Source organism: Bifidobacterium callimiconis (assembly GCF_003952005.1).
Taxonomy (GTDB): domain Bacteria; phylum Actinomycetota; class Actinomycetes; order Actinomycetales; family Bifidobacteriaceae; genus Galliscardovia; species Galliscardovia callimiconis.
On record NZ_QXGJ01000003.1, the window covers coordinates 147,978 to 174,069 of the forward strand.

The 26,092-nt window shown below is 64.7% G+C and carries 21 protein-coding genes, 1 tRNA gene and 1 pseudogene; 10 read left to right on the top strand and 13 right to left on the bottom strand.

The genetic code is table 11. The annotated features are described in order from the left end of the window. Nucleotides 1–132 precede the first annotated feature (132 nt). The 3 genes from D2E23_RS04080 to D2E23_RS04090 form a co-directional block, all read right to left on the bottom strand. A tRNA-Val gene (locus D2E23_RS04080) sits at nt 133–206 on the bottom strand. A 117-nt stretch (nt 207–323) separates the two neighbouring features. Continuing rightward, nucleotides 324–743 (bottom strand): DUF3052 domain-containing protein, encoded by a 420-nt coding sequence (locus D2E23_RS04085; protein ID WP_241227206.1) that lies wholly within the window; start codon nt 741–743, stop codon nt 324–326. A 94-nt stretch (nt 744–837) separates the two neighbouring features. Next, nucleotides 838–1,710: a YlbL family protein gene (locus D2E23_RS04090; protein WP_126029716.1), complete on the bottom strand. Its 873-nt coding sequence runs from the start codon at nt 1,708–1,710 to the stop codon at nt 838–840. A gap of 112 nt (nt 1,711–1,822) precedes the next feature. Between D2E23_RS04090 and D2E23_RS04095 the strand changes: the two genes are divergently transcribed. Then, nucleotides 1,823–3,316: a zinc-dependent metalloprotease gene (locus D2E23_RS04095; protein WP_126029717.1), complete on the top strand. Its 1,494-nt coding sequence runs from the start codon at nt 1,823–1,825 to the stop codon at nt 3,314–3,316. A gap of 244 nt (nt 3,317–3,560) precedes the next feature. On the opposite strand, the gene D2E23_RS04100 is transcribed toward D2E23_RS04095, so the two are convergent. Beyond that, nucleotides 3,561–5,066 carry an ATP-dependent helicase gene (locus D2E23_RS04100; RefSeq protein ID WP_126029718.1) on the bottom strand — a complete coding sequence of 502 codons (1,506 nt, stop codon included), beginning with the start codon at nt 5,064–5,066 and terminating at the stop codon, nt 3,561–3,563. Nucleotides 5,067–5,119: 53 nt separating this feature from the next. Between D2E23_RS04100 and D2E23_RS04105 the strand changes: the two genes are divergently transcribed. Then, the gene (locus D2E23_RS04105; protein WP_164520663.1) at nt 5,120–6,748 is read left to right on the top strand and encodes a phosphotransferase; all 1,629 of its coding nucleotides are present in this window, start codon (nt 5,120–5,122) and stop codon (nt 6,746–6,748) included. 52 nt (nt 6,749–6,800) lie between these two features. Continuing rightward, nucleotides 6,801–7,028 carry a DUF3107 domain-containing protein gene (locus tag D2E23_RS04110; protein WP_093960077.1) on the top strand — a complete coding sequence of 76 codons (228 nt, stop codon included), beginning with the start codon at nt 6,801–6,803 and terminating at the stop codon, nt 7,026–7,028. A 163-nt stretch (nt 7,029–7,191) separates the two neighbouring features. On the opposite strand, the gene D2E23_RS04115 is transcribed toward D2E23_RS04110, so the two are convergent. Continuing rightward, complete coding sequence (locus tag D2E23_RS04115; protein ID WP_164520664.1) at nt 7,192–7,842, bottom strand: vitamin K epoxide reductase family protein; 651 nt, start codon at nt 7,840–7,842, stop codon at nt 7,192–7,194. Between the two features lie 102 nt (nt 7,843–7,944). Here D2E23_RS04115 and D2E23_RS04120 point away from each other — a divergent pair, with 102 nt between their 5' ends. After that, nucleotides 7,945–8,817 carry a PHP domain-containing protein gene (locus tag D2E23_RS04120; RefSeq protein WP_126029720.1) on the top strand — a complete coding sequence of 291 codons (873 nt, stop codon included), beginning with the start codon at nt 7,945–7,947 and terminating at the stop codon, nt 8,815–8,817. Nucleotides 8,818–8,919: 102 nt separating this feature from the next. Here D2E23_RS04120 and dapF read toward each other — a convergent pair whose 3' ends face one another. Beyond that, on the bottom strand, nt 8,920–9,840 hold the full coding sequence (gene dapF, locus D2E23_RS04125) for a diaminopimelate epimerase (RefSeq protein ID WP_126029721.1): 921 nt from the start codon (nt 9,838–9,840) through the stop codon (nt 8,920–8,922). Between the two features lie 97 nt (nt 9,841–9,937). Between dapF and murI the strand changes: the two genes are divergently transcribed. The 3 genes from murI (at nt 9,938) to D2E23_RS04140 (ending at nt 13,172) form a co-directional block, all read left to right on the top strand. Further along, nucleotides 9,938–10,714 carry a glutamate racemase gene (gene murI, locus D2E23_RS04130; protein WP_126029722.1) on the top strand — a complete coding sequence of 259 codons (777 nt, stop codon included), beginning with the start codon at nt 9,938–9,940 and terminating at the stop codon, nt 10,712–10,714. A 94-nt stretch (nt 10,715–10,808) separates the two neighbouring features. Next, nucleotides 10,809–11,651 carry a patatin-like phospholipase family protein gene (locus tag D2E23_RS04135; protein WP_126029723.1) on the top strand — a complete coding sequence of 281 codons (843 nt, stop codon included), beginning with the start codon at nt 10,809–10,811 and terminating at the stop codon, nt 11,649–11,651. 144 nt (nt 11,652–11,795) lie between these two features. Then, entirely contained in the window at nt 11,796–13,172 is a 1,377-nt protein-coding gene (locus D2E23_RS04140) for an FAD-dependent oxidoreductase (RefSeq protein ID WP_126029724.1), read from the top strand. Between the two features lie 345 nt (nt 13,173–13,517). On the opposite strand, the pseudogene D2E23_RS04145 reads toward D2E23_RS04140, so the two are convergent. Then, a pseudogene (locus D2E23_RS04145) lies at nt 13,518–14,675 on the bottom strand (trans-sulfuration enzyme family protein); the annotation flags it as partial. A 273-nt stretch (nt 14,676–14,948) separates the two neighbouring features. Between D2E23_RS04145 and D2E23_RS04150 the strand changes: the two are divergent. Then, nucleotides 14,949–15,470, top strand: a complete 522-nt coding sequence (locus D2E23_RS04150; RefSeq protein WP_240541492.1) for a GNAT family N-acetyltransferase — start codon at nt 14,949–14,951, stop codon at nt 15,468–15,470. 3 nt (nt 15,471–15,473) lie between these two features. On the opposite strand, the gene D2E23_RS04155 is transcribed toward D2E23_RS04150, so the two are convergent. The 5 genes from D2E23_RS04155 to D2E23_RS04175 form a co-directional block, all read right to left on the bottom strand. Beyond that, the gene (locus D2E23_RS04155) at nt 15,474–16,214 is read right to left on the bottom strand and encodes an SDR family oxidoreductase (RefSeq protein ID WP_126029727.1); all 741 of its coding nucleotides are present in this window, start codon (nt 16,212–16,214) and stop codon (nt 15,474–15,476) included. Nucleotides 16,215–16,424: 210 nt separating this feature from the next. Beyond that, on the bottom strand, nt 16,425–18,254 hold the full coding sequence (locus D2E23_RS04160; RefSeq protein WP_126029728.1) for an ATP-binding cassette domain-containing protein: 1,830 nt from the start codon (nt 18,252–18,254) through the stop codon (nt 16,425–16,427). Between the two features lie 6 nt (nt 18,255–18,260). Continuing rightward, nucleotides 18,261–20,072 carry an ABC transporter permease gene (locus tag D2E23_RS04165; RefSeq protein ID WP_126029729.1) on the bottom strand — a complete coding sequence of 604 codons (1,812 nt, stop codon included), beginning with the start codon at nt 20,070–20,072 and terminating at the stop codon, nt 18,261–18,263. A 204-nt stretch (nt 20,073–20,276) separates the two neighbouring features. Then, nucleotides 20,277–21,452, bottom strand: coding sequence for an ABC transporter substrate-binding protein (locus D2E23_RS04170; protein ID WP_126029730.1), 1,176 nt, complete (start codon nt 21,450–21,452; stop codon nt 20,277–20,279). 196 nt (nt 21,453–21,648) lie between these two features. Further along, the gene (locus D2E23_RS04175) at nt 21,649–22,692 is read right to left on the bottom strand and encodes a uroporphyrinogen decarboxylase family protein (RefSeq protein WP_126029731.1); all 1,044 of its coding nucleotides are present in this window, start codon (nt 22,690–22,692) and stop codon (nt 21,649–21,651) included. Nucleotides 22,693–23,078: 386 nt separating this feature from the next. Here D2E23_RS04175 and D2E23_RS04180 point away from each other — a divergent pair, with 386 nt between their 5' ends. Together D2E23_RS04180 and D2E23_RS04185 are read left to right on the top strand one after the other, a co-directional pair. Continuing rightward, the gene (locus D2E23_RS04180) at nt 23,079–23,882 is read left to right on the top strand and encodes a pyrroline-5-carboxylate reductase family protein (RefSeq protein WP_126029732.1); all 804 of its coding nucleotides are present in this window, start codon (nt 23,079–23,081) and stop codon (nt 23,880–23,882) included. Between the two features lie 40 nt (nt 23,883–23,922). Then, nucleotides 23,923–24,711 (top strand): VOC family protein, encoded by a 789-nt coding sequence (locus D2E23_RS04185; protein WP_126029733.1) that lies wholly within the window; start codon nt 23,923–23,925, stop codon nt 24,709–24,711. A gap of 75 nt (nt 24,712–24,786) precedes the next feature. Here the strand turns inward: D2E23_RS04185 and D2E23_RS04190 are convergent, their stop codons facing one another. Continuing rightward, a complete protein-coding gene (locus tag D2E23_RS04190; RefSeq protein ID WP_126029734.1) occupies nt 24,787–26,088 on the bottom strand; it encodes an O-acetylhomoserine aminocarboxypropyltransferase/cysteine synthase family protein in 1,302 nt (433 codons plus the stop codon). Nucleotides 26,089–26,092 lie beyond the last annotated feature (4 nt).

A 26,092-nucleotide genomic window follows, 5' to 3' on the forward strand; every position in this document is an offset into this window, starting at 1 on the left:
TGATCATCCGGTTTGACTATAAGCCACATTACGTGATTGCGCGGTCAATTGCGACGGGCGACTCCCGGTGCGACCGGAGCGCAAACCGCCCGTAAACGCAAAGAACCGTTGAATTCTCAACGGTTCTCATTGTGGGTGATGAGGGACTCGAACCCCCGACATCCACCGTGTAAAGGTGGCGCTCTAACCAACTGAGCTAATCACCCGGGTCATCGTCCGTGCCTTGTGGCGCGGCGTGCCATAAAAGAATATCATCCCGTCGGACAAAATCACGGATTATCCGCACATGTCGTGCCGACGGGATGTTGTCGACGTATCGAGGCCTACTGGCGGCCCTTGCCGAAGGCGCGCAGACGAACGGCGTTCCAATCGGAGTTCAGCGTCTGCGGCGTTGCGGCGTTCATGCCCGAGGTCTTGGCGGCGTTGTCGATGGTGGTAGCGGCCGCGGCTCCTTCGCGTCCGGGCTTCGGAGTGAGCACCCAGAAGGGGCCACCCTCGTTCAGCACGTCCACCGCATCCATGATCGTGTCGGACAGACCGTCCTCGTCATCACCATCGCGCCACCACAGGATCACACCATCGACCGGGGAATCGTAATCCTCGTCGACCAGATCCTCGCCGGTGACGGATTCGATGCTTTCACGCACGGATTCGTCAACGTCGTCATCCCATAGCCACTCCTGGACGATGTCGCCGGAATGGAAACCAAATACGTCAGCCTCTTGCCTAGTAGTTTCAACCACGAGAACAGCATAGCAATACGCGACGAACATTGCGGTAACAAACGCGATCGACGCGAGCGTGTCCGCCCGACGTACGCAATGACGTGCACGGCGGTCAGCCGACCGTGCAGTGCGGCAGGGAATCCCCCTTGCCCTGGCCGATCTTCACCAATGCGGCGTACGCCTCGGCAAGCGTATCGACCTGCACGTCGCGAATGCCGTCCGGCACATGGCCGACCACCTCGTCGCAGTTGTCCTTGGGAGCGAGGAACCATGTGGCGCCGTCGCGTTTGGCACCGATCATCTTCAGACGGATGCCGCCGATGGCGCCGACCTTGCCCTTGTCGTCGATGGTGCCCGTGCCGGCGATCGTCTTGCCGCCGGTCTCGTTCGCGGCGGTCAGCTTGTCGATCACGCCCAGCGTGTACATGAGCCCGGCCGAAGGACCGCCAATCTCGTCGACGTTCATGGAAACCTTCACATTCGAGGTGTCCACTCCTTGAGACGACAGGAACGCGAGCGCCTGCGACGATGCGGAGTCCTGCGCGCCGGTCATCTCGTGCTTCGCCTTGTCGGTGTATTCCTCCACGCTCTGGTTCGGCGGGATCACCGCCTCGCGCGGCAGCACGCCGGACTGCGGGTTGAGCCATGCGGCCAGCACCTCCGCGTTGATCGCCGGGGAGCTGACGCCGTAGCTGTTGACCGTGGTCAGCAGCAGTTTTCCGGAGTCCTTATGGGTTTCAGCTCCCTTGATCACGATCATCTCGGCGCTCTTGCCGTTCTCCAACGTGACCGTGCCGAGCACGTCGCGGGTGGGACCGGGTCCTTCGGTCACAAAGGCGCTGGGCATGCACAGCAGCACCACGCACAGCACCACGCCGATCAGTCCCAGGTTGTAGCGCAGACCGCTCCTGAGGAAATGCCCCACGAGCCGTTCGACTATGGTGCTCTCGGTGAACTTGCCGTGTCCGAAGTGCATGTTCGGCATACCTCCAATACTATGGATGCAAAAGACTTCCCGAATGCCTAGGGTACCCGGGCCGTCTTGACGATAATGAACCCCGGCGCACGCCATGCGCCCAGCGAACGATGGTGAAGGTATGGAAGACAACGAATTGCATCAGTGGCTCATCGAATCCTTCGGTCCGATTCAGGGGGAATTGGCGTGGAAGCAGTTCTCGTCCCTGCCGGATTCGATTCGCGACCAGATCATGAGCCAGGGCGTGGAGGGACTGCCCAAGCCCTCCGAGGTGCGTTCCCTGGCCGAGGCGCTCACCGCGGGCGGCCTCAATTCCATGGGTGACGTACATCGCACGATGGAGGAGGGGCCGATCAACGTCAAGCTCGCCCAGTCCATCGCCCTGAACAAGACCCGCGACGCCGGCTCGCAGACCATGGTCAGCGCCGAGGACGGCGCCGCCGCCCGTCGTGCGCTCAGCGAGGCGAACCTGTGGCTGGACTCCGTGATCGAGTTCGACCCGGTCAAGGGTCAGCCCGACGTGCTCACCCGCAGCGAATGGGTGGAGAAGACGCTGCCGTCGTGGGCGTCGTTCGCCGCGCCGGTGGCCGAGTCGATGAACGATGCGCTCGCCTCGGTGATCTCCGAACGTCTGGGCGGCGCACTGGGTGGCGAGATCTCCGGCATGTTCGCCGGACCGGTGCCGATTCCGATTCCGGACGATCTCAAGGATCCGTCCACGCTGATGAAGCTGCTCGGCAACACGTCGTTCGCCATGCAGCTGGGAGGCGCGGCCGGCAACCTGTCCACCGAGGTGCACGGCAGCTTCGATCAGGGCATCGCATTGCTGAAGAACCCGGCGGGCGCGCTGATTCCGGAGAACATCACGGCCTATGCCAAAGAGCTGGAAATCGACCGCGGCGAGGTGATGAGCTTCCTGGCCCTACACGAGGTGGCGCACGCCCGACTGTTCGCCGCCGTGCAGTGGCTGATGCCGCGTTTCGAGGCGCTGATCGGCAAGTACGCCCGCGGCATCTCCATCGACCTGGACGCCATGGAGGAGCAGCTGCGCGAGGCGGAGATGATGAATCCCGAGTCGATCGCCGGCGCGGTGAATCTGGCCAAGGTGGGCCTGTCCGACACTCCGGAGCAGCAGGAGGCGCTGGCCGGTCTGGAGCGTCTGCTCGCCCTGGTGGACGGCTGGGTGGATTGCGTGGTGTGGCGTGCCGGCATGGCGCACATCCCCCACATCGAGCAGCTGCGCGAGATGATGCGCCGCGAGCGCGCGGTGGGCGGTCCCGCCGAGCTGACCTTCGAATCGCTGCTGGGTCTCAAGCTGCGCCCCAAACGTCTGCGCGAGGCGGCCGACGTGTGGGAGTCGATCACGTTCACCGAAGGCTCCGAGGGTCGCGACGGCAAGTGGGGTCATCCCGATCTGCTGCCGTCGCTGGGCGACAAGCCCGCGGCCGGCACGGCGTCCGACGGTGGTTCGGATGCGGCTTCGTCTTCGAACGCAGCTTCCGATACCAAGATCGATTGGGATGCGGAGCTGAGCAAGCTGCTTGACGAGGATGGCGGCGACGGCGATTCCAAGGACGGCGGCGATTCCGCGCCTTCGGATGGGGAGGATAAGTAGGTAGCGGCTAGCTAGGGGCTATCCCCTCCCTCAGTCACGCTTTGCGTGACAGCTCCCTCCCTCGGAGGGAGCACGAAGGTACATGCCGTGACGTGGGAGGGGCTTGCGCTTGTGCTCCTCTCAGTCTCACTACGTTCGACAGCTCCCCTCCCTGAGGGGAGCCACTCTAATTGGCTCATCCCTGTGCTCCCTCCGGGGGAGGGAGCTGGCCGACGCAGTCGGTCTGAGGGAGGGATCGACGCCCTTACCGCAGGAAGCGGCTGGGGGTGCGGCGCTGGGGGCTGGCGGCCTCCTTGCCGTAGGCGAAGGACACGTCGACGGTGTCCTCGCCACGTGTCACCGCCACATAGAACAGTCGTCGCTCCTCCTCAAGGGCCTCCCCCGCGGCCGGGGAACCGAACGGGATCAGCCCCTCCGAACAGCCGATGATGAACACGTGCTTCCATTCCAGACCCTTGGACGCGTGAATCGTCGAAATGCTCACCTGACCGGCCTGCCGCGCGGTCAGTTCATCGGCGGCGGCCTGTGCGGCGGCGGACGACGAATCGATCAACGTGGCCTCGGTCTGCGCGTACTCCGTACGGATACGCGAACGGATGCCCAGTTTCCCCAATGCGGCACGAATCATCGGCCCCTGCGCGTTGATGCGCATGAGCACAGCCACGTCGTTGGGGCTCACTCCCCTGTCGATCAGCGTGGCGATGCGGCGGGCCACACTGGTCGCCTCCTTCTCGTCGTTGTCGTAGGCGGTGACCATCATGCGGCGGCCTGCCGGCCGGCCGGATCGCAGCACCAGATAGTCACGCGCCTGAGGCGATGCGGACAGCACACGATTCGCATAATTGACGATCTGCGGAGTGGAACGGTAGTCCGTGTCCAGCCGCACATCGGTGCACGGCCGACGCCATTCCTCACCGAAATGCAGCAGATAATGACTGGTGGCTCCGGCGAACGAATAGATGGTCTGCGCCGGATCGCCCACCACGCACAACGAGTCGCGGCCCCGCATCCACAGGTTCAGCAGTCGGTGCTGCAGCGGGGAGACGTCCTGATACTCGTCCACGGTGATCCACCGCACCTGCGACCGGATCGTGGCGGCTGGCTGGTCGAACTGTTCGAGCACATGGCAGGTCATCAGCAGAATGTCGTTGAAATCCATCTGGTTGCGGCCGGTCTTCTCCCGCTCGTAGACGTCGATGACGTCGGCCATGGCGTCGGCGCCGAGACCGGCCGGCGGCTGTCGATGCGTGGCCGCGCATACGCGTGCGTAATCCTGCGGCGCGATAAGCGATACCTTGGTCCAGTTGATTTCGGCGAGCAGTGCGCGGATTGTCATGGCGTCCGGTTCGGTCTGACCGTTCACGCGGGCGAGCGCCACGGTGGCGAGCTGACGTGGATCGGTGACGATCGACGGGAAATACGCCTCGCTCAGGTCCGACCACGCGCGACGGAGCTGATGCAGCGCGGCCGAATGGAAGGTGGCGGCCTTGACCGTGGGCACGCCGAGCGCGGCGAGACGCGAACGCATCTCGGTGGCGGCCTTGACGGAGAACGTGACGGCGAGCGTGCGCGCGGGATCCCACTGACCCGTGGCGCACGCATGGGCGATGCGTCGGGTGATGGTACGCGTCTTGCCGGCGCCGGCGCCGGCGATGATGCGCACCGGACCATCGATGCTGGTGGCCGCGGTCAGCTGGGATTCATCGAGCCCTTCAAGGATTTTCTCGCCATTCATGTTCACACGCTCCATTCTGTCAGGTTTCCTGACTGAAATGAAAGCCATCGTGCATTAGAGTGGGAGACGTGAGTAAACGTTCAGTATTTACCTTGGCGGCTCTGGCATCCGCGGCCGTGCCGGAACTCGCCGTGGCCAGCACACGCGAATCCGAGCAGTACCTGCTTTCCGGTCCCGACGATATCGACGTCGCCGTGGTGACCGATACCGCGGGACGTGAGTTCGACGTCAGCGTGTCGAGCACCGCGGCGGGCAAAAAGCGTCTGCTGACCCGCGCCAAGGCGTCGGCCGCGCTGGTCCGTGCCAAGGAGCCGGCCGGTCTCGGCTTCGCATTGGAACGCACCGTCGCGTTCCAGCCCGGCGACAACGATCGTGGTCCCACCGGTTCGGCCGCGGTACTGATCACCATGCACAACCCCGGTGCCGCCACGCCGCTCGACCAGCTCACGGAAAGCCAGTGCGTGTCGGTAGGTACGGCCATCGGCGCCATTCATCGTCTGCGTCCCGCCTTCCTGGAGAAGGAGGGATACCCCGTCTATTCCGCCGCGCAGATCCGCCAGCAGCTGGTGGCATGGATCGCCCGGCTCAAGGAGGCCGGCCACGTTCCCGACGAGATCACCTCGAGCTGGGAGCGCATCGTGTCGACCGAGGGATTGTGGTCGTTCCGCACCTGCCCGGTGCATGGCGGGTTCAACGACGGCGACATGCTGTTCTCAAGCACGGGGCTGAACGCGATCTATCACTGGAGCGACATGCAGGTCAACGATCCGGCCCGCGATCTGGCGTGGATCTTCGCGCGACTGGACGCCAAGCGACGCAACAACGTGCTGTCCGCGTACGCGCGACTCATCGGTTCGCGCCTGGACGATCTGATCATGCTGCGCGCCAGCCTGTGGCTGCAGATGGAACAGGTGGGCGAGTTCATTCGCGCGCTCGACCGCGCCGACAACGACCGGATTCTCGAATTCAAGGCGCACGTGGAGCGTCTGGCCCATCAGCTTTCCGTCCGTACCTCCAAGGTGAACGCGACGGCAAAGGGACGTGCCGGACGCAATCCGTCCACGATCACGGTCGGCACGCTGCTCGACGACGATCGCAATCGTGCCGGACGCGACGATCAGCAGGTCAGCGACTCCACCATGCCGCACAAGACGATCCCCGACGAGGAGACCGCGCCGGCGTCCTCCACCGCTCCGGCATCAAAGCGCTGGAAGCTGCGGGACGATCTGCGATCATCGGATTCCGCCGGCGTAAGCTTCCAGCCGCACGCATCGCGTCAGAGGGTGGATTCTAACACCATTCCCGTGGAGCCGCCCAGCGATCCGGCCGAGGACGAGAAGACCATGGCGCTGCCCAAGCTGCGTCCCGAGGATTTCGACGACGACGGCAACCTGCTGGACCGCAGCCGGACCGGATCCGATGCCGCGGATACGGGCTCCATGGCCTCCACGGAATCGCAGACCGTGAACGCCGAACGGCCCGCCGGATACATCTCGCTTATCGACAAGGACAGCGTGAACGCGGCGCCCGACAGCGGCAGCGGTCAGATCCCCATCACGCGCACGTCGGACACCGTGCCGCAGACCGGCGCGTCCGGCACCGGCAACGCCGACGACTCCGCACCGGAAACCAGTGCGACTGACGCCCAGAGCGAAGAGACGGGCGGCGCGACCGGAGAACAGCAGACCGCTCGCTAGAATCCCCTAATAGCGAAACGTTCGCCAATCCACAATTCCAAGGAGGAATCACATGGACGTTGAAATCGGCATCCGCAACGTGGCCCGCGCGGTCAACTTCGCCACCGACAAGTCCGCCGACGAGGTCAGCGACGCGATCAGCAAGGCCGTAGCCGACGGCACTGTGGTCGACCTGACTGACACCAAGGGCCGTCGCATCGTCGTCCCCGGCAGCGCAATCGGCTACGCCATCGTCGGTTCCGAGACCACGCATCCCGTCGGCTTCGGCGCCCTGAGCTGACGCCTTTTGGCCGCTCTCCCCTCAGTCAGACTGCGTCTGACAGCTCCCCTCGGAGAGGGGAGCCAGAACCTTGCAGACTTCACAGGGTAGGCTCCCCTCGCTGAGGGGAGCTGTCTGCGTAGCAGACTGAGGGGAGCTGCCACGTCCCGTCCCGGAAAGTCCCCTAGAACAGGGCGGGGCCCTCCTTCACCACGATGATGGCGACCAACGCCAGCACCCACACCACATCGACCATGAGATCCGCGTTGAGACGGTAGTACGAGTCGAGACCGCGACGAAGCGATCCGAACCGTCCATCCAGCCGCGGCAGATCCTGCACCACCACGCTCGCGTGCGTCAACGCCATGAACTGGATCGTCGTCGAGAACATAAGCACCAGGCACCACGGGCACAGCGCGTGAATCACGAACACGGACTGCGTGAACAGCCAGTAGGCGTACATCAACGCCGCAAGACCGCCCAGCCACGTGCATACGGCGAACCAGCGCGGCACCACGACACGAATCAGCCCGATCACTGCGACCGTGATGAACACCGACTCGGCGGCGATGCCGAAGAACGCGTTCGGATAACTCAGTCCGTTGAACTTGATGATCTCCGCCTGCCAGCTCTGCGCCACGGTGGAGCAGGAGACCACGGCGTTGAGATCGCAGTCGAGCTTGTTGCCCGGGTCGCGCGCCAACTGCAGCGTCTCCGCGGACAGCACGAACGACACGACCAGCGCCACGACGGACGCCAGCAGCATGATCAGATATGTCCACCCGGCCGTATGACGACGTCCTCGAGGAGCGCCAAGATACTCGTTTTCACCCATGACGGCGGTTTCCCCCTGCTTTGACATGAAAAATCAAGACACGCATACCGTGCACCGACGACGTGGCGCGCACATATGCCGCACTCAGCTTACGATAGTCATATGACTGCTAATGAATCCATTCCCGGCTGGGACCTGCACTGCCATACCGCGTACTCCGACGGCACGGAAACCCCGGAGGGCCTGATTCTGGAGGCGAAGCGCCGGGGCCTCCATGGCGTGGGCATCGCCGACCACGACACGTGGGCCGGATGGGATGAGGCCGTCGCCGCAAGCCGTGAACACGGCGTTCCGCTCATGCGCGGCACCGAGATCACCGCCGACGTGGACGGTATCTGCGTACACATGCTCGGATTCCTGTATTCGCCCGAGGATGAGGTGCTGCGCGACCTGTTCGAGACCACGCGCACGAATCGCGTTCGCCGTATGAAGAAGATGGTGGAGAACCTGTCCGTCGACTTCCCGATCACCTGGGATGACGTCGTCCATCAGGTCAAGGAGGGCGAGCGCACCACCATCGGTCGCCCGCATATCGCCGACGCCATGGTGGCCATGGGCTTCTTCGCCACGCGTTCGGAGGCGTTCGCCAAGACGATCAACAAGAACGGCCCGTATTATGTGCCGATCGTCTCGCCGAGCGCGAAGACCGTGGTGGAAGCGGTGAAGCACGCGGGCGGCGTGAGCGTCATCGCCCATCCGGCCGCCACATCGCGCAACAAGCACATCCTGTCCGATCAGAACATCGCCGATCTTGCGGCGGCCGGTCTTGACGGGCTCGAGGTGTTCCACCGTGACAACTCCCCCGAACAGCAGCAGCGTCTGCTCGGCCTGGCCGCCGATCTGCATCTGCTTGCCACGGGCGGTTCGGATTGGCATGGCGCGTCGGGCAAGCCGAACATCATGGGCGAGAACGTCACCAGCGACGAGGTGGTGGCTCAGATCGTGGATCGTGGCGCGATCGGTCTGATCGACTAGGCGGTGCAAGCGCCCGAACGGACAATCGTCATATCAAGGCCCGGCAGATCGGTTCACATGATCTGCCGGGCCTTGATTATGCTCCTCGACGTTCCGCAGTTTCTACAGCAGTTCCACCTTGCCGACGATCGCGGCGTCGCCGGTGAGCTCCACGTGCGCGTCGTCCACGACCACGCGCAGGGTGCCACCGCGCACGGTGATGGTCCAGTCGCCGATGCCGGTGAGCTTGCGCAGGGTCACGGCCGTGGCGCACAGGCCGGTGCCGCAAGACAGCGTCTCGCCCACGCCGCGTTCGTTGACGCGCATGAAGGCGCGGCCAGTGCCGTGGTCGTCGTCGATCGCATCCACGCGTACGAATTCGGCGTTCTGATCGGATTCGAGCACGGGGTCGACCACGGGCTTGCGGGTGAGATCCAGATCATCCACGCCGGGCAGGGTCGCATCGTCGGCCAGACCGCGACCGGTCCGATCCTCGAGCACGGCCACCACGTGCGGATTGCCCATGTCCACGAACGTGCCCTTGGCGGAACCGTCGTGATCGGGAATCGTCACCGTGAAGGCGCGGGACTCCCCCGCCTTCCACGCGCCCATGTCGATGCGGAACACGTTGCGGCCCAGTCCCGGCACTTCGCCGAGCGAGGTGAGCACCTTCACGCCGGCACGGGTGCCGAGGCGCAGCGGTTCGCCACCGGGGGCGTCCATGTATCCGAGACGCTGGGCGAACAGCGCGGTGGCACGCGTGCCGTTGCCGCACATCTCGGCCAGAGAACCATCGGCGTTGCGATAGTCCATGAACCATTCGGCGCCGGCGGCCTCAAGATCGGCCACCTGCTCGACGCTCAGGTCGGCGACGAACCGCGGATGGGTCAGACGAAGCAGACCGTCGCCGCCCACGCCGAAATGACGGTCGTCAAGAAAACGGATCTCATCCTCGGTCGGCTCGTACACGCCGTCCGGGTCGGCGTACATCACGAAATCATTGCCGGTGCCGTGACCTTTGTAAACAATCTGTGGAATGCTCATGACATCCAAGGGTATGGCAGCGAACAGACGAACCCGGTGCGGGAGACTACGCTATGGTGTGAGTGTTCGTGCCGCACGGCGGAAAAGGAGTTGGAGCATGACGTCGAACGCACCCATCGGAGTGTTTGATTCCGGTCTTGGCGGTCTTTCCGTGGTCAGGCAGATCAGGCGTGATCTGCCGAACGAATCCGTACTGTATTTCGGCGACAGTGCGCATGCGCCGTATGGCACGCGCGAGCCGGAGCAGATCAAGGGATTCTGCTTCGACATCTGCGACCGGTTCATCGATCAGGGCGTCAAGGCCATCGTCGTGGCATGCAATACGGCCACGTCGGCGGCGGTCAACGATCTGCGCGCACGCTACACGATTCCGATCATCGGCATGGAGCCGGCGCTCAAGGTGGCCTGCGACCGTGGACACGGCACCCGCCAGCATGTCATCGTGGCGGCCACGCCGCTGACGCTGCGCGAGCGCAAGTTCGAACGTCTGGTCCAGCGGTTCGACGACGATCACGAGATCTTCAAGCAGCCGTGCCCCGATCTGGTGCGGATCGTGGAATCCGGGCATCTGGACGATCACGATCTGGTGATGGACACGCTGCACGGCTATTTCGACCGTTATGACCTTACGGGCATCGACAGTGTGGTGCTCGGCTGCACGCACTTCGTGTTCTACCGCAATTATTTCCGTGAGCTGCTGCCGGAGAACACCGCCATCATCGACGGCAACGCGGGTACAGTGAACCATCTGGAAGTCATTCTCGAATCGCTGGGTGCGCTGGCCGAGGAAGGGCGCGAAGGCACGGTGGAGCTGTCGAACTCCGATCATGACCCGCGAATCATGACACTGTCGCACACGCTGCTCGGCGAATGACCGTAGACGTGACCGGTGCGAGGACGTCCCTCGCGCCTACAATGGGCTCTCAACGATTGCAGGCATAGGGCATTCAAGCCATGGGGAGGCACATATGAAGACGGGGATCATCGACGTCGGCGGCGGGTTCCGCGCGATCTACGGCGCGGGCGTGGTGGATCGTCTGCTGGAGGACGACGTGCACATCGACTATGCGATCGGCGTGTCCGCGGGCAGCGCGAATCTGGCCTGCCTGCTGTCCAAGCAGAAGAACCGCTGCTATCGCTTCTACACGGGGTACGCGTTCCGTCGTGAATATGCCAGTACGTACAACTTCGTGAAGGACCACAATTTCGTGGATCTCGACTACGTATACGGTACGCTGTCGAATCACGACGGCGAGGACCCGCTCGACTATGCGACCGCGCACGACAATCCCATGGACTTCCAGGTGGTGGCGTGCGAGGCGGAGACCGGCGAACCGCATTACTTCCCCAAGAGCCGTCTGCGTCAGGACGACTACGATGTGTGCAAGGCGTCGAGTGCGGTGCCGGTGGCCTGCGAGCCGTACGTGGTGGATGGGGTGCCGTACTTCGACGGCGGCATCGCCGATCCCGTGCCGGTGCAGAAGGCGCTCGACGACGGCTGCGACAAGGTGGTGGTGGTGCTCACCCGGCCCAAGGACGTGCTGCGCGAGCAGCGCAAGGACAAGGGGCCGGCGGCCATTCTGCGCCGCACCTATCCGGAGTCGGCGGAGAAGCTGCTCAACCGGTACGCGCTGTACAACGAGGAGGTGGCGCTGGCCAAGCGGTACGAGGCCGAGGGACGCGTGCTGATTCTGGCGCCGACCGATCTGTTCGGCCTGTCGACGCTGCACAAGAACTACGAGGGACTCAACCGCATGTACCGTCAGGGGTATGCGGACGCGGCGGCCGTGGCCGACTTCCTCGTCGCATAACGCGCATGAGTACGGCACGCCGGCGTTGTGTTGCGGATCGCCGATGACGCGCAACACAACGTCGGCGTTTCACGCATGGCGCATCCCGCACTCCCCCGTATAGTGGTCTCTGGTACACACACAACAAAACATAGGAGTTTTGCCATGACTACGGTAGCCATCGTCGGATGCACTCATGCCGGAACCTTCGCCGCACAGTCGATTCTGCAGGCCCACCCCGATTGGGACGTGCACGTCTACGAACGTAACGACACGCTGTCGTTCCTGTCCTGCGGCATCGCGCTGTGGGTGGGCGACCACGTCTCTGACCCCAAGCGCATGTTCTACTCCTCCCCCGAGGCGCTGGGCAAGCTGGGCGCGCACATGCACATGCGCCACGACGTGCTCAACGTGGACGTGAAGGGCCGCACGCTGCTGGCGAAGGATCTTGAGACGGACGAGCAGACCACGCTCTCGTTCGACAAGCTGGTCGTCACCACCGGTTCCAAGCCGGTCACCCCGCCGATTCCGGGCCTGGCCGAAGGGCTGGAGGACGGCCGTGTGAAGCTGTGCAAGAACTGGGGTCATGGTCTGGCCATCAAGGAGATGGCGAAGAATGCGAAGTCCGTGGCCGTGATCGGCGCGGGCTACATCGGCGCCGAACTGGCCGAACAGTTCAGTGAGATCGGCGTGAAGTCGGTGCTGATCGACGGCCTCGACCGCGTGCTGGCGAAGAACTTCGACAAGCCGATCAGCGATGTGGTGGAGCAGGCGTTCACCGATCATGGCGTGACGCTGGCGCTGGGTCAGATGGTCACCGAATTCCGTCTCGGCGAGAACGGCGAGGGCGTGACCGCGGTGACGTCCGCCGGCGAATACACGGTGGATTGTGCGATCATGGGCGCCGGATTCCTGCCGCGCACCGACCTGTTCGACGGCCAGCTGAACATGCTGCCGAACGGCGCGATCACGACCGACGAGTACATGCGCGCCACGATCAGCGGCGAGCCCGAGCCGTCGCAGGACGTGTTCGCGGCCGGCGACTCCGCCACCGTGTTCTACAATCCGACCGGCACGTACGACTACATTCCGCTGGCCACGAACGCCGTGCGTCAGGCGCTACTGGTGGGCGCAAACATCGTGGAGCCCACGCAGAAGTACATGGGTACGCAGGCCACGAGCGCGGTGCAGCTGTACGATCTGTCGATGGCGGCCACGGGGCTTACGGAGGGCGGTGCGGAGGCGCGCGGCGTGACCACGCGGTCCACCACGCTCACGCAGGACTTCCGCCCCGACTTCATGCTCAGCACCACGCCGGTCACGTGCACGCTCACGTGGGATCCCGAAACGCGCGTGGTCAAGGGCGCGCAGTTCCTGTCCCGTCAGACGGATGTGGCGCAGGCGGCCAATGCCGTGTCGATCGCCATTCAGGCCGGGTTCACGATCGACCAGCTGGCGAACGTGGATCTGCTGTTCCAGCCGAACTTCAGCCAGCCCGTCAACTACATCGCCGCCGTGGCCATGCAGGCCGTCGCGTCGTGAGACAGTCCGGTGGACTGTCGAACAGCGGCGGGCGCAGTGGTTCCGCCAAGGAACCACGAAGCCAGTAAAACGCGGGCGCAGCCCGACCACACTTGCGGATCGTGGCTGAAGCGTAGGCACCTCTGGCTCCCCTCTCTGAGGGGAGCTGTCAGCGAAGCTGACTGAGGGGAGCAGACACCCCGGCACCTCGCGTCAGCGTACGGTCGACTGCGACACGGACGTCGTCGAATCCACGGAATCGGAATCGGACTCGGAGGCGGCGGACTCGGGGTCGAACGCCTTCTGGAACGAGGCGGCATCCACGGCGATGCGGTTGCGCTCGGCGGGGCGGGCGGCGTTGCGCTCCGCGAGGTCCAGCGCCTGACGCAGGTCCTCCACGAGGTCGTACTCGTCTTCGATGCCCACGGCCAGACGGATCAGCTCATCGCTGATGCCCAGCTTGAGACGCTCCTCGCGCGGCACCTCGAAGTGGGTCATGCGGGCGGGGAACTCGGCGAGGCTTTCCACCGCGCCAAGGCTCACGGCCAGACGGAACACGTGCAGGTTGTTGAGCACGTCGGCCGGGTTCACGCCCTTCTTCACCTCGAACGAGAGCACGCCGCCGCAGCCGTGGAGCTCACGCAGCGCCAGATGGTAGTACGGCGAATCGGACAGGCCCGGATAGTGCACGCTGGCTACGGCCGGATGGTTCTGCAGGAATCGTGCGATGGCCAGCGTGTTTTCCTGCTGGCGGTCCATGCGCAGCGCGAGGGTCTGGATGCCGCGGCGCACCGAATCGCATTCCGTGGGGGCGAGGATGCCGCCGATGCGGTTGAGCGAGTAGTAGAGGCGTTCGGCGATGTCGCGGGTGCGGGCGACGGCGAGTCCGGCGTTCACGTCGGAGTGGCCGGCCAGGTACTTGGTGGCGGAGTGCAGCACGATGTCCACGCCAAGGTCGAGCGGACGTTGCAGGTACGGGGTGAGGAAGGTGTTGTCCACGATGGAGATGGCGTCGTGGTTGTGGGCCAGCTTGGCGAGCGCGGCGGTGTCGTTGACCTTGAGCAGCGGGTTGGTGAGCGTTTCGAAGTAGATGGCCTCGACGTGGTCGCCGGCGGCCTCGATCTCGTCGAAGGTGTGCTCGACGGCGTTGAGATCGGTGGTGTCGACCGGGTGGAAGATCAGGCCCCAGCGGTTGAAGTGTTCGTTGACGAGGGAGTAGGTGCCGCCGTAGATATTGTCGCCGACGATGATGTGGTCGCCGGGCTTGAAGATGGCGAGCGCCGCGTGGATGGCGGCCAGTCCGGAGGCGAATGCGAAGCCTTGACAGCCATGTTCGAGCTGGGCGATCTGTCGTTCGAGGAATTCGCGGGTGGGGTTGCCGGATCGGGCGTAGTCCCAGCGCGGGGTGTCTTCGACGGAGGCGAACGTGTAGGTGGACGAGTTGTAGATCGGCGGGTTGACCGCGCCGGTGTCGTTGTCGTCTACGCTGACGCCGTGTACAAGCTGGGTCTTGAATCGTGCCATGGTCCGTTCCCTTCGTCGGTCGCCGCCGGGTGCCGGCCGCGATGCTGATGTGTTCGTCTGTCTGTTTCGGTTGCGTTCCGCACGGTCCGGCTTGGTCCACGGTCGTGCGGGGAGGTTCGTTAGTACCAGATAACCGCAAGCGGGATTCGCTTTCAACCGTGTCATATTCGGTAAAATTTATATGCCGTTCCACGGGCGGCCGCGTTGTCGGATTTGATAGCGCGCTATAGGAAAAAGTGATGAGAACCGGTGGGGTGACGTGCAATGACGACGATGGGGATGACTATCCGACATGCCGTGATGGATGATCTGGATGCGCTGGCTGCGGTGGAGGCGGAGTGTTTTCCTCCTGCGGAGGCCGCCACGCGCGAGGATATTCGGGCGCGTCTGGCGGTGTATCCGAATCATTTCTGGCTGTTGTTCGATAGCGACGGCGGTGACGGCCACGATGGCCCGAGTGATGGCCGTCTGGTGAGTTTCGTGAACGGTATGACGACGGATGTGCCGGATCTTGCCGACGACATGTACTCGGATGCGTCGTTGCATGACGAGCGTGGCGCGTGGCAGATGATCTTCGGCGTGAATACGATTCCCGCGTACCGGCGGCGCGGATGCGCCTCGCGCGTGATCCGCCATGCCGCCGACGAGGCGCGGGCGCAGGGTCGGCGGGGCATGGTGCTCACGTGCAAGGAGGCGAAGATTGGCTTCTATGCGCGGCTGGGTTTCGTGGATGAGGGGCTGTCCTCGTCCACGCATGGCGGTGTGCCTTGGCATCAGATGCGTCTGACGTTCTGACGTTCACACGTTGAATGAGGAGGAGACCTCCTGGCGGGGGCGCAGGTCCACGTTGGTGATGTGCACGTCGTCGGGCGCGTTGGCGATCCAGACGATCGCGTCGGCCACGGTCTGCGGGCGGATGTAGTCCTCGCCGTGGAATTCCACGCCCAGGGTCTCGTCGATGCCGCGCAGCATGCCGGTGTCGATCTGGCCCGGGTAGACGGTGCCCACGCGCACGCCGTTGCCGGCCTCCTCGAGGCGGATCGTGTTGGCGAGGGCTCGCAGCGCGTGCTTGGACGACGCGTAGACCGCATGGTTGGGGATGGCGCGCTCCCCCGCCCCGGAGTTGACGAACACGATGGAGCCGCGCGTGCGGCGGATGGCGGGCAGCAGTCCCCGGGTGAGCAGGGCGGGCGCCACCACGTTGGTGCGTAGCACGGTGTCCCAGACGTCGGCGGTGGCGGTTTCGATCGATCCCACGGAGGCGACGGCGGCCACGTTGGCGAGCAGATCGATGCCGTCCGGCTCGTGCTCGTTCACCCATGCGGTCCAGCGTTCGATGCCTTCGGCGTCGAGCAGGTCGACCAGATGCGCCTGCACGCCGTCGATCGCGTCGAGTTCGCGCACGTCGGAGTCCTTGCGGACCACGGCGAGTACGCGCCAGCCGTTCGCGGCCAGCGTGTGGACCAGGCGTCCCCCGACGCCGCCGCCCGCGCCAGTGACCACGGCCACGCGTGTGCGCTTGTTGCGATTATCAGTCATGAATATCCCCCTTGTGTTGTGTGTGAGTCTTACGATCCCTCCCTCAGTCGGCTACGCCGACAGCTCCCTCCCAAGGAGGGAGCACAATGCCGGAGGGCGATCGGACGATATCGCCGTGCCTCCTCTCCGGAGAGACCGGAGCGTGACGGAGAGGTGGAGAGTCACGCCCGGTCGCACCGGGGAGGAGGCACGGCGGGAATGGAGTCGACGCTACTTGGCGCCGCCGAGGTAGGCCTCCTGCACCTGCGGGTTGCCGAGCAGGTCGGACGCCTTGCCATGCAGGCGGATGCGGCCGTTCTGCAGCACGTAGCCGTAGTCGGCGATGGTGAGCGCCAGCTCGGCCTGCTGTTCGACCATGAGCACGGACAGGTCCAGTTCGTCGCGCAGCCTGGCGATCTGCTCGAGCACGTCCTCCACCAGCTTGGGCGACAGGCCCATGGTGGGCTCGTCCATGCAGATGACCTTCGGTCGGCTCATCAGGGCACGGGCGAAGGCGAGCATCTGCTGCTCGCCGCCGGACATGGTGCCGGCCTGCTGGCCGCGGCGCTCCTTGAGGCGCGGGAACCGCTCGTACATGGAGTCCAGGTCCTCGGCGATGCCGGCCTTGTCGGTGCGCGTGTACGCGCCGGACAGCAGGTTCTCCTGCACGGTCATCTGCGGGAACACGCGGCGGGCCTCCGGCACGGACGCGATGCCCGAGGCGACGCGGTGACGCGTGGACTCGTGCGTGATGTCCCTGCCCTCGTAGTGGATGGTGCCGCTCTTGGGATGGTTGATGCCGAGGATGGTCTTCATGGTGGTGGACTTGCCGGACGCGTTACCGCCGAGCAGGGAGACGATCGCGCCCTTGGGCACGGTGATCGACACGTCCTGCAGTGCGTGCACCTGACCGTAGAACACGTTGACCTTGTCCAGCGACAGCAGGGTCTCGGTGCCGGCGAACGGATTGGCGTCCGCGGACGATTCGGCATCGGCCTTGCCGGAGTCGGACGGCTCGGGCTCGTTCACCGTGGCGACGCCGTCGTGTTCGATGGCGTTCTGCATGGCGAGCACGTTCACCTGACCATGGCTGCGCGTCTGGTTGGTCTCCTTGCGCTTGCCCAGATACGCCTCGACCACCTGCGGGTTGGTACGCACCTCGTCGGGCGAACCCTGGGCGATGATACGACCGCCGTCCATGGCAAGCACGCGGTCGGACAGTGCGGTCACCAGGTCGATCTTGTGCTCGACGAGCAGGATCGTGTGCCCCTGCGCCTTGAGGTGCTGCAGCTGTTCGAGCACCTCGGCGGTCTCCGACTGGTTCATGCCGGCGGTCGGTTCGTCGAGCAGCAGCAGCTTGGGTTCGGAGATGTGCGCGCGGGCGATCTCCGTACGACGACGGTTCGCATACGAGAGCGTGTAGGTCAGATCGCTGCGACGGTCTCCGAGGCGCTCGCGGAAGCGGTCGACCTCGCGGCCGACGCGCACGTCGACCTCCTTGATCTCGCGCTGGGTCTTCGGTCCGTGGATGAGCGCCACGCCGGTCTCCGCCAGCAGCGGGATCCAGCGCACGATCGGATACTTCTGCAGGTTCTTGAACGGGCGCTGAGCCTGCAACTTCTTGTGGTAGCCGAGGTTGATGTTCTCGTCCACGGTCAGTCCGCCGAACACGCGGCCGTTCTGGAAGGTGCGGGACAGGCCGCGTTCGGACACCTCGGTGGCGGGAAGTCCCGCGACCGGATCGTCGTCGATGTCGATGATGCCGGAGTCGGGCGTGATGAACCCGGAGATCAGGTTGATCGTGGTGGACTTGCCGGATCCGTTCGGGCCGATGATCGAGATCACCTCGCCCTTGTGCAGGTCGAACGACACCTTGTTCACGGCGTGCAGGCCGCGGAACGACTTGTCGAGCTCGCGTACGCGCAGTACCACGGGCGCCTCGAGCACCTTGCGGCGGTGCTCCTCGGGGCTCATCACCACGGCGGGAGCGTCGTGGCCGTCCTCGGCGATGGAAACGGAATCAAGGGTGGACTTGGTTGTGGAGTCATGTACCGAAGTCATAGTCGTTCAGGCCTTCCTTGCGAACAGTCCCTGCGGGCGGAACAGAATGATGACGACCAGCAGCACGCCGTAGAGCAACACACGGGCGTCGGACGCCACGCGCAGCAGCTCGGGGCCGCCGATGAGCACGATCGCGCCGAGCACGGCGCCGAGCGGCGAGTTCATGCCGCCGAGCACGATGATCGTGAGGATCAGGATCGACATGTTCGAGTTGAAGATGGTCGGATCGATGTACGTGTACTGGTGGGCGAGCAGCGAGCCGGCGAGACCTGCGAAGAACGCTGCCAGCGCGTAGGCGAGCGCCTTGTAGGCTCCGGTGCGGATGCTCAGCGCCTCGGACGCCTCCTGATCGGAGCCAACGGCCTCGAACACGCGGCCCAGATGCGAGGAGCGGATGCGCGTGACGATGACGAGCGTGACGATCAGCACGATCACGTCGAGCAGATACTGCATCTGCTGCGTGTACAGGGACTGGCCGAACACCTTGGGGAACGGAATGCCCTGGATGCCGAGCGAGCCCTTGGTCAGCGGCTCCCAGATGCGGATGATGGCGACCATGACCGCGCCTACGCCGATGGTGGCGATGGCCACGTAATGGCCGGACAGCTTCCACACGGGGAAGGTGAGGATGCTGGCAGCGATGGCGGCGATCACGCCGGCCACGAGGAACGCGGCGAGGAACGGCCAGTCAAGACGAGTGGAGAGGATGGCCGACGCGTAGGCGCCCACGGCGAACGGTCCGGCCATGCCGAGGATGGTCTGGCCGGCGGATCCGGAGATCAGCGTCAGGCCCACGGCGGCGATCGAGTAGATGGCGATCTGCGTGCCCACGCCGGACAGGTAGTCGGAGAAGAAGAACGGGGTGGCGAGCGCGAACACGGCAAGGCCGAGGTTGCCCCACCAGGGCAGGTTGATCGGCCGGCCGCCGCCGAGGAACGTGCCAGTGAGCGGTTCGGACTTCACGTCGTCGCCGCCGAGCAGACCCTGCGGACGAATGATGAGGATGATGAGCAGCGCGCCGAAGGTGATGAGATCGTGTGCGCCGTCGCCGAGGAACGAGATGCCGACGGATTCGATGAGGCCGAGGGCCAGGCCGCCGACCACGGCGCCGGGGATGGAGCCGAGGCCGCCGATGGTGGCCGCCACGAAGGCGGTCATGCCGATCGTGCCGCCGTTCATCGGGTTGATGTTGGTGTTGAACAGGCCCACGAAGATGCCGGAGACGCCGGCGAGCACGGCGCCGATGACGAAGGAGAGGTTGCGGATCGTCTTGACGGGGATGCCCATCTGGCTGGCGGCCTGCGGATCCTGCGAGGTGGCGCGGATGGCCTGGCCGGCCTTGCCGTATTTGAGGAACGCCCACAGTCCGAGCATGGACAGGATGGCGAAGATGATCATGACCACATCCGACGTGCCGAATCGCACGCCTGCGAACTGCAGGTTGTAGGTGGGCAGTAGTTCGGGGAAGCGGCGGGTCTGCGTGCCGAAGATGATCTGCAGGCCGTTGTCCAGGATCTGGCCGACGCCGATGGTGGCGAGCAGGGCGGCGATGGGCTTGCGGCCTTCGAGCGGGGCGATGACCAGCGCGTTCATGATCAGGCCGAGCAGGCCGGTGACCACGATCACGGCGATGGCGGTGGGCACGACGCCCCAGCCGAGTGACGTGCCGAGCCACCATGCGGTCATCATGCCGACGGCCACGATGGAGCCCTGCGCGAAGTTGGCGACGTTGGTCACGCCGAAGATCAGCGACATGCCGACGGCCACGAGCGCGTACGCGCTGCCGTGGATCAGGCCGGCGAATATGGTATCAAGCATTGGAATTGCAATCCTCGTGGGGGATGGATGGATGCGGGATCGGGGTGATATGGGACGTGGCGGCTCCCCTCAGTCGGCTGCGCCGACAGCTCCCCTCAACGAGGGGAGCCGATCCGAGAAGTTCTCATACTCTGGCTCCCCTCGCTGAGGGGAGCTGTCCGCCGCATGGCGGACTGAGGGGAGCCGTGCGCCGAGTAGCGGTGGTCACTCGCCGTCGTACTGGACGAACTTGCCGTCCTTGACGATCAGCAGGATCGGGTCGATGTTGTCGGCGCGGCGGGTCTTGGTGTTGAACTTGAAGGTTCCGCCGTTGCCCTGGTAGAGCGGGAAGTCGGTCACGGTCTGCAGGGCCTTCTGGATGCCCTCGCGGGTCGGTTCGGTCTTGTTGGCCGCGTAGGCGAGGTCGATGATGGCCTGGTAGGCGGTCACCTCGAAGTTGCCCGGGTTGTTGCCGTACTTGGCCTTGAAGTCCTTGACGAACTGCTGGGCCTTGGCGTCCTTGGTGCCGGTGGCGGAGAAGCTGCCGGTGATGATGGTGCCTTCGGCGTTCTTGCCGGCGTTGTCGAGGAACTCGGAGGTCTCCTGGCCGCCGAAGAACGGGCCGGTGTAGCCGAGCTTGTCGCGCAGGGTGTTGATCACGAGGGCGCCGTCGGGGCCGTAGCCGATGTTGACCACGGCGTCGGGCTGGGCGTCACGGGCGGGGATCAGGATCGGCGACAGGTCGGTGGAGTCGGGCAGGTAGGAGGATTCGTAGACGATCTGGGTGCCGTTCTTCTCGGCCTCCTCCTTGAAGTACTGGTAGGCCTGCTTGCCCCAGTCGTTCTCGATGTAGACCACGGAGATCTTCTTGGCCTTCTTCGACACGATGTCGGCGTTGGCCTTCTGGTAGACGTCCTGGCCGATCTGCGGGGTCCACACGTGGTCGCCGGTGTCGGTGAACGTGGGTGCGGAGTTGTTGAAGCCGTAGTGCACCAGGCCGGCCTGCTGGAAGATCGGGCTGGCGGCGGACGAGGCCGGGGACGCGTAGTCGCCGACCACGGCGATGACGGACTTGTCGGACACGAGCTTGGGCGCCACGGCGGCGTCCTGCTTGGCGTCGGATTGCGTGTCGTAGTACTTGAGGCCGAGCTTCTTGCCCTTGACGCCGCCGTCCTTGTTGACCTTTTCGACGGCCAGGTCGAAGCCCTGCTGGAACAGCTTGCCGTATTCGGCGTACTGGCCGGTCTTCGGATAGATCACGCCGATGTTGACGGTGTCGGAGTCGCTGGATGACGATGAGGCGGAGTCGCCGCCCAGACCGCAGGCGGAGACGCCGAGCAGGGTGCCGGCGACGGTCACGGCCACGGCCGCGTTGCGTAGTGCTTTCTTCCAGATGTTCATGGTTCTTCCTCTCATGAAAGTGGATTGTGATGGGTGGATTGGTGGGTGTACGGATGGGTGTTGGTCGGTCGGAGGGGAGCCCTCCCTCAGACCGACTGCGTCGGCCAGCTCCCTCCCAGGGAGGGAGCACGACCGGATTGGGGACCGACGCGTCCTCGGCCGGCATCCCTTGAGGGGAACACGACCGGGTTGATGATCAGACGGCGCGGTGGGCGGCGAGCTCCTTGAGCGCCTCCTGGCCGGCCGGGGTGAACACGGTGCAGCTGGGGGCGAGCAGGAACGGCCTGCCCTTGCGCAGGGCGATGGTCTCGTCGAGTTCGCGCTCCACGGCCTCGGGATCGCCGTCCACGTTGAAGAGCAGCACGTTGGCGCCGCCGACGGGCACGGCCTTGAGGTCGGCGTTGATGTTCGGATTGCCGGGCAGGTACTGGTCCCAGTGGATCAGGTCGACGCCGAGCGCGTCGAACCAGTCGGGGTGGGATTCGGCGCGGCAGGTGTGCAGCAGCACGGCGGCGTCAGGATTGGCCTTGCGGATCGCGTCGATCACGATGCGGTCGTACGGCTCGGAGAACTCCTCGTACTGAGCCTTGTCGAAGTAGCCTTCGCTCACGGTGCCGGTGGCCGCGTAGAACACACCGTCCACGCCGGCGCCGCCCTGGTCGGCGGGCTTGACGAGTTCGGTCGCATAGTCGGCGAGCGTCAGGGCGATGTTCTCCAGCGCCTTCTTGGCGCGTTCGGGCTGGTCGAGGATCAGCTCCTTGACCGTGGTGTTCGGCGTGGCGTACTCGTCGCCCGGGTAAAGCGGCAGATCGGCGATCTGCAGCAGTACGGACAGCGGAGAGAACACGGTCTGCAGCACGGCGCGGTCCTGCAGCTGCTCGCGGATCAGTGCGGCGCCCTTGATGTGCTCGGCGAACGGCGCGCTCTCATGCACATCCAGTCGGGTCACCTTCTCGATGTCGTCCGGCACGTCGATGCCGTTGGTGAGCTTCTTCGGCAGCACGAATCCGTCGTAGCGGTTCTGGTCGTACGTGGATCCCCACGCCTCGGAGTAGTAGACGGCGCGCGGGTTGATCTTCACCCAGTCCCAATCCCACGTCTTGACGAAGTCCACGTAGGCGGCGGCGAACGTCTCGGCACCGTACTCGTGGCCGACGAGGTGCTGCCAGGCGGCCGTCAGGTACGGCACGGTGGACGTGCCCTTGACGATGTCGTGGAAGACTGCGCGGCGATCGGTCATGATGATTGTCCTTCTCTTGGATGACGGTCTCGACGGACGGACCGTCGTCGACCAAATGCGAAAAATTGAAAGAATCCCCCGGACTTCACGAGGTCTGCAGTTCCTCGGCCGTCCGACATGTTCCAAGAAAAGCGCACATGTCGGCCCGATGCAAGCCGCACAAGGCGTTTTGATTACAGGCTTTTCTTATAGCCGTTCATTGAAGCAAGTGTTTTCCGAGGTCTTGCGGATCCTATCGAAAACGCTTATAGGCCTTCTTTGCGAAAACGCTGTCGCATCGCCGCGGAATCGGGTATGAAGGAAAACGACAGAACATTTTCGAACGATTCCGCACACTGCGTCGACCGGCGCACATGGTGCCGATCAGCAAAGGGGATTCACTTTTCATGGCAGCCAACCTGTACTTCATCGGCGGCGGCAACATGCCCACCGCCATCATCGAGGCGGTGCGCCGCAAGGCCGACGCCTACCCCGTGGACCACATCTACGTCGAGGAGATCTCCCAGGAGCGCAGCGACTATCTCGCCGCCACATACGGCACCGAGGCCGCCACGCCGGACAGCCGTGTGGACGCCGACATCGTCGTGATCGCCGTCCGCCCGCAGGACGACGTGGCCGGCGTGGCCAAGTCGATCGCCGACCGGTTCGACCCGGCCAAAACCACCGTCGTGTCCATCGTGGCCGGCTACACCATCGCCAAACTGGAGGCCGTGCTCGGCGAACAGTGGCGCGTGGTGCGCATCATCCCGAACACGCTGACCACCGTGGACTACGGCTACAGCGGCGCCTCGCTCAACGCCAAGGCAAGCAAGGACGACGTGGACGCGTTCCTCAACACGTTCGGCAAGGTGCTGTACGTGGAGGAACGACTGATCGACATCATCACCGGCTTCTACCCGCCGAACATCGTCTACCACTTCATCGACGCGTACGTGGACGCCGGCGTTCTGGCCGGCCTGCCGCGCGACATCGCCAAGGCCATCGCGCTCGACACGCTCATCGGCGGCACCGAGTTCCTCAAGCAGAAGGACGTGCTGCCGCAGGTGCTGCTCAACATCAACAACTCCCCCGGCGGCGTGGGCATCACGCAGGCGTACACACTCAACAAGACCGGCTTCGCGGCAGCCATCCAGTCCGCCGTGCTCGCCGCAGTGGAACGCACCACCGCACTCGGATCCAACTCGAAGTAAACGACGCCGGAAACGCCAGACGTCAGAAGGAAAGACAATCATGGCTCAGCAATTCACATGGGACCATACGGTCGATTTCGTCAACGACCTCAAGCAGGCCGAACAGGCATTCGCCGACCAGGGGCTGACCGCCAGCTACGGCGGCAAGCACGTGGGACACGGCACCGAGAACTCGCTCGCCTACTTCGGCGACAACTATCTCGAGTTCCTCACCCTGTACAGCCGCGAGGAGGCACTCGCGGAGACCCCGCAGCGCGGTCAGATCTTCCACGACGCCGGCGAGCTGCTGCCCGAGTTCGAGGGCTTCTACCGTCCGGCCCTGCACGTGCACGGCATCGAGGCGGCCGCGGACCGTCTGCGCTCCAAGGGCGTGGAGCTGGGCGAGATCGTGCCGGGCAACCGCACCACGGCCAATGGCGAGGAGATCCGCTGGCAGCTGCTGTGGCTGCTGGGCGACGACCACGGTCTGCGCTACCCGTTCGTGATCGACTGGGATGCGGACGAGGCTACGCAGCTGGAGCGTTACGAGAACAGCGGCCTGCTGCATCGTCACCCGCTTGGCGAAGTGAGCACCCGTCGCGCGATCTTCGAAGTGCCCGACCCGGCCGGAGTCTCCGCGCACTGGTCCGACCTGTTCGATCTGGAGCGCACGCACGGCACCAACGACGAGGGACTCGAATACTACGATCTCGCCGTGGGCGGCGGCCGTGACTGGCGGTTCGTCAAGGGCGACTACAACGGCATCACCGAACTGCAGTACACGGTTCCGGCCGGCAAGTCCTTCGACGTCACCATCGGCAAGGCCCGCTACCGCAGCGTGACGGACTGACCCTCGCACGCATATACGAAAAACTCCCCTCGGATGAGGGGAGTTTTTTTATTGCTCCGAAAAGACCAAAGACCGCTACTCCGCGAAGGCGGTGGCGAGGGCCTGGTCGAGGTCGGCGATGAGATCCTCGGGGTCCTCGAGGCCGATGGACAGGCGGATCAGGTTGTCGGTCACGCCGGCACGCAGACGGTACTCCTCGGGCACCTCGCGGTGCGTGATGCGGGCCGGGTCCACGATCAGCGAGCGCGAGTCGCCGATGTTGGGGATGTAGGAGAACACGCGCGTAGAGTCGAGCAGGCGGCGCACGTGTTCCTCGTTGCCGTCGATGAGGAACGAGAGGATCGTACCCACGCCGTTCGGATAGTACTTGGCCACAAGGTCGCGCTGCTCGGTGTCGCCGAGGCCGGAGTAGTTGACTTTGAGCACGTGCGGCTGGGTCTTCAGGTGTTCGGCGATGGCGGTGGCGGTGGCCACTTCGCGCTTTTCGCGCTCGGACAGGGTCTCGAGGCCCACGAGCTGCAGGTAGGCGTTGAACGGGGCCTGCACCGCGCCGAAGGTGCGCACGTACTTGATGCGCACGCGGCGGATGTACGCCTTGGGGCCGAACGTGTCGGCGAAGCTGCGCCACACGCCGTTGCGTTCGTCGCTGACGACGAGCTCCTTGCGGGTGAACTGCGGGTGGCGGCCGGCGGCCCAGTCGAAGTGACCGGCATCCACGATCACGCCGCCGAGCGCGTTGCCGTGTCCGGTGATGCCCTTGGTGGTGGAGTGCACCACCACGTCGGCACCGAATTCGATCGGACGGAACAGGTACGGGGTGGGTACGGTGTTGTCGATGATCAGCGGGATGCCGTGGCGGTGGGCCAGGTCGGCGAGCGCCTCCACGTCGGTGATCTCGGTGGACGGGTTGGCCACGGATTCGGCGAAGATGGCTCGCGTGTCGGGACCGATCTTCGATTCGACTTCGTCCAGGTTGTTGATGTCCTTGACGAAGTCGGTGTGCACGCCGAACTGGGGGAAGAACGTTTCCATGGCGTCCACGGATGCACCGTACAGGTTGGTGGGAGAGATGATGCGTCCACCGCCCTCGGCCGCACACAGCAGAGCGAACGAGACGGCCGCCATGCCGCTGGCCACGGCCACCGCGTCGTCACCGCCTTCGAGCTGGGCGAGACGCTTTTCCAGCACATCGACGGTGGGATTGGCCACACGCGAGTAGGAGAAGCCCTGTTCCTCGCCGGCGGCGAGCCTGTCGCCGCGGGCGGCCGATTCCATGTCGAATGCGGCGCTCTGGTAGATCGGCGGGGTGGCGGCATCGTGGTTGTCGAGATAATCGTAGCCGCCGTGGATGGCGATGGTGTGGAATCCGTTGGTCATGGGT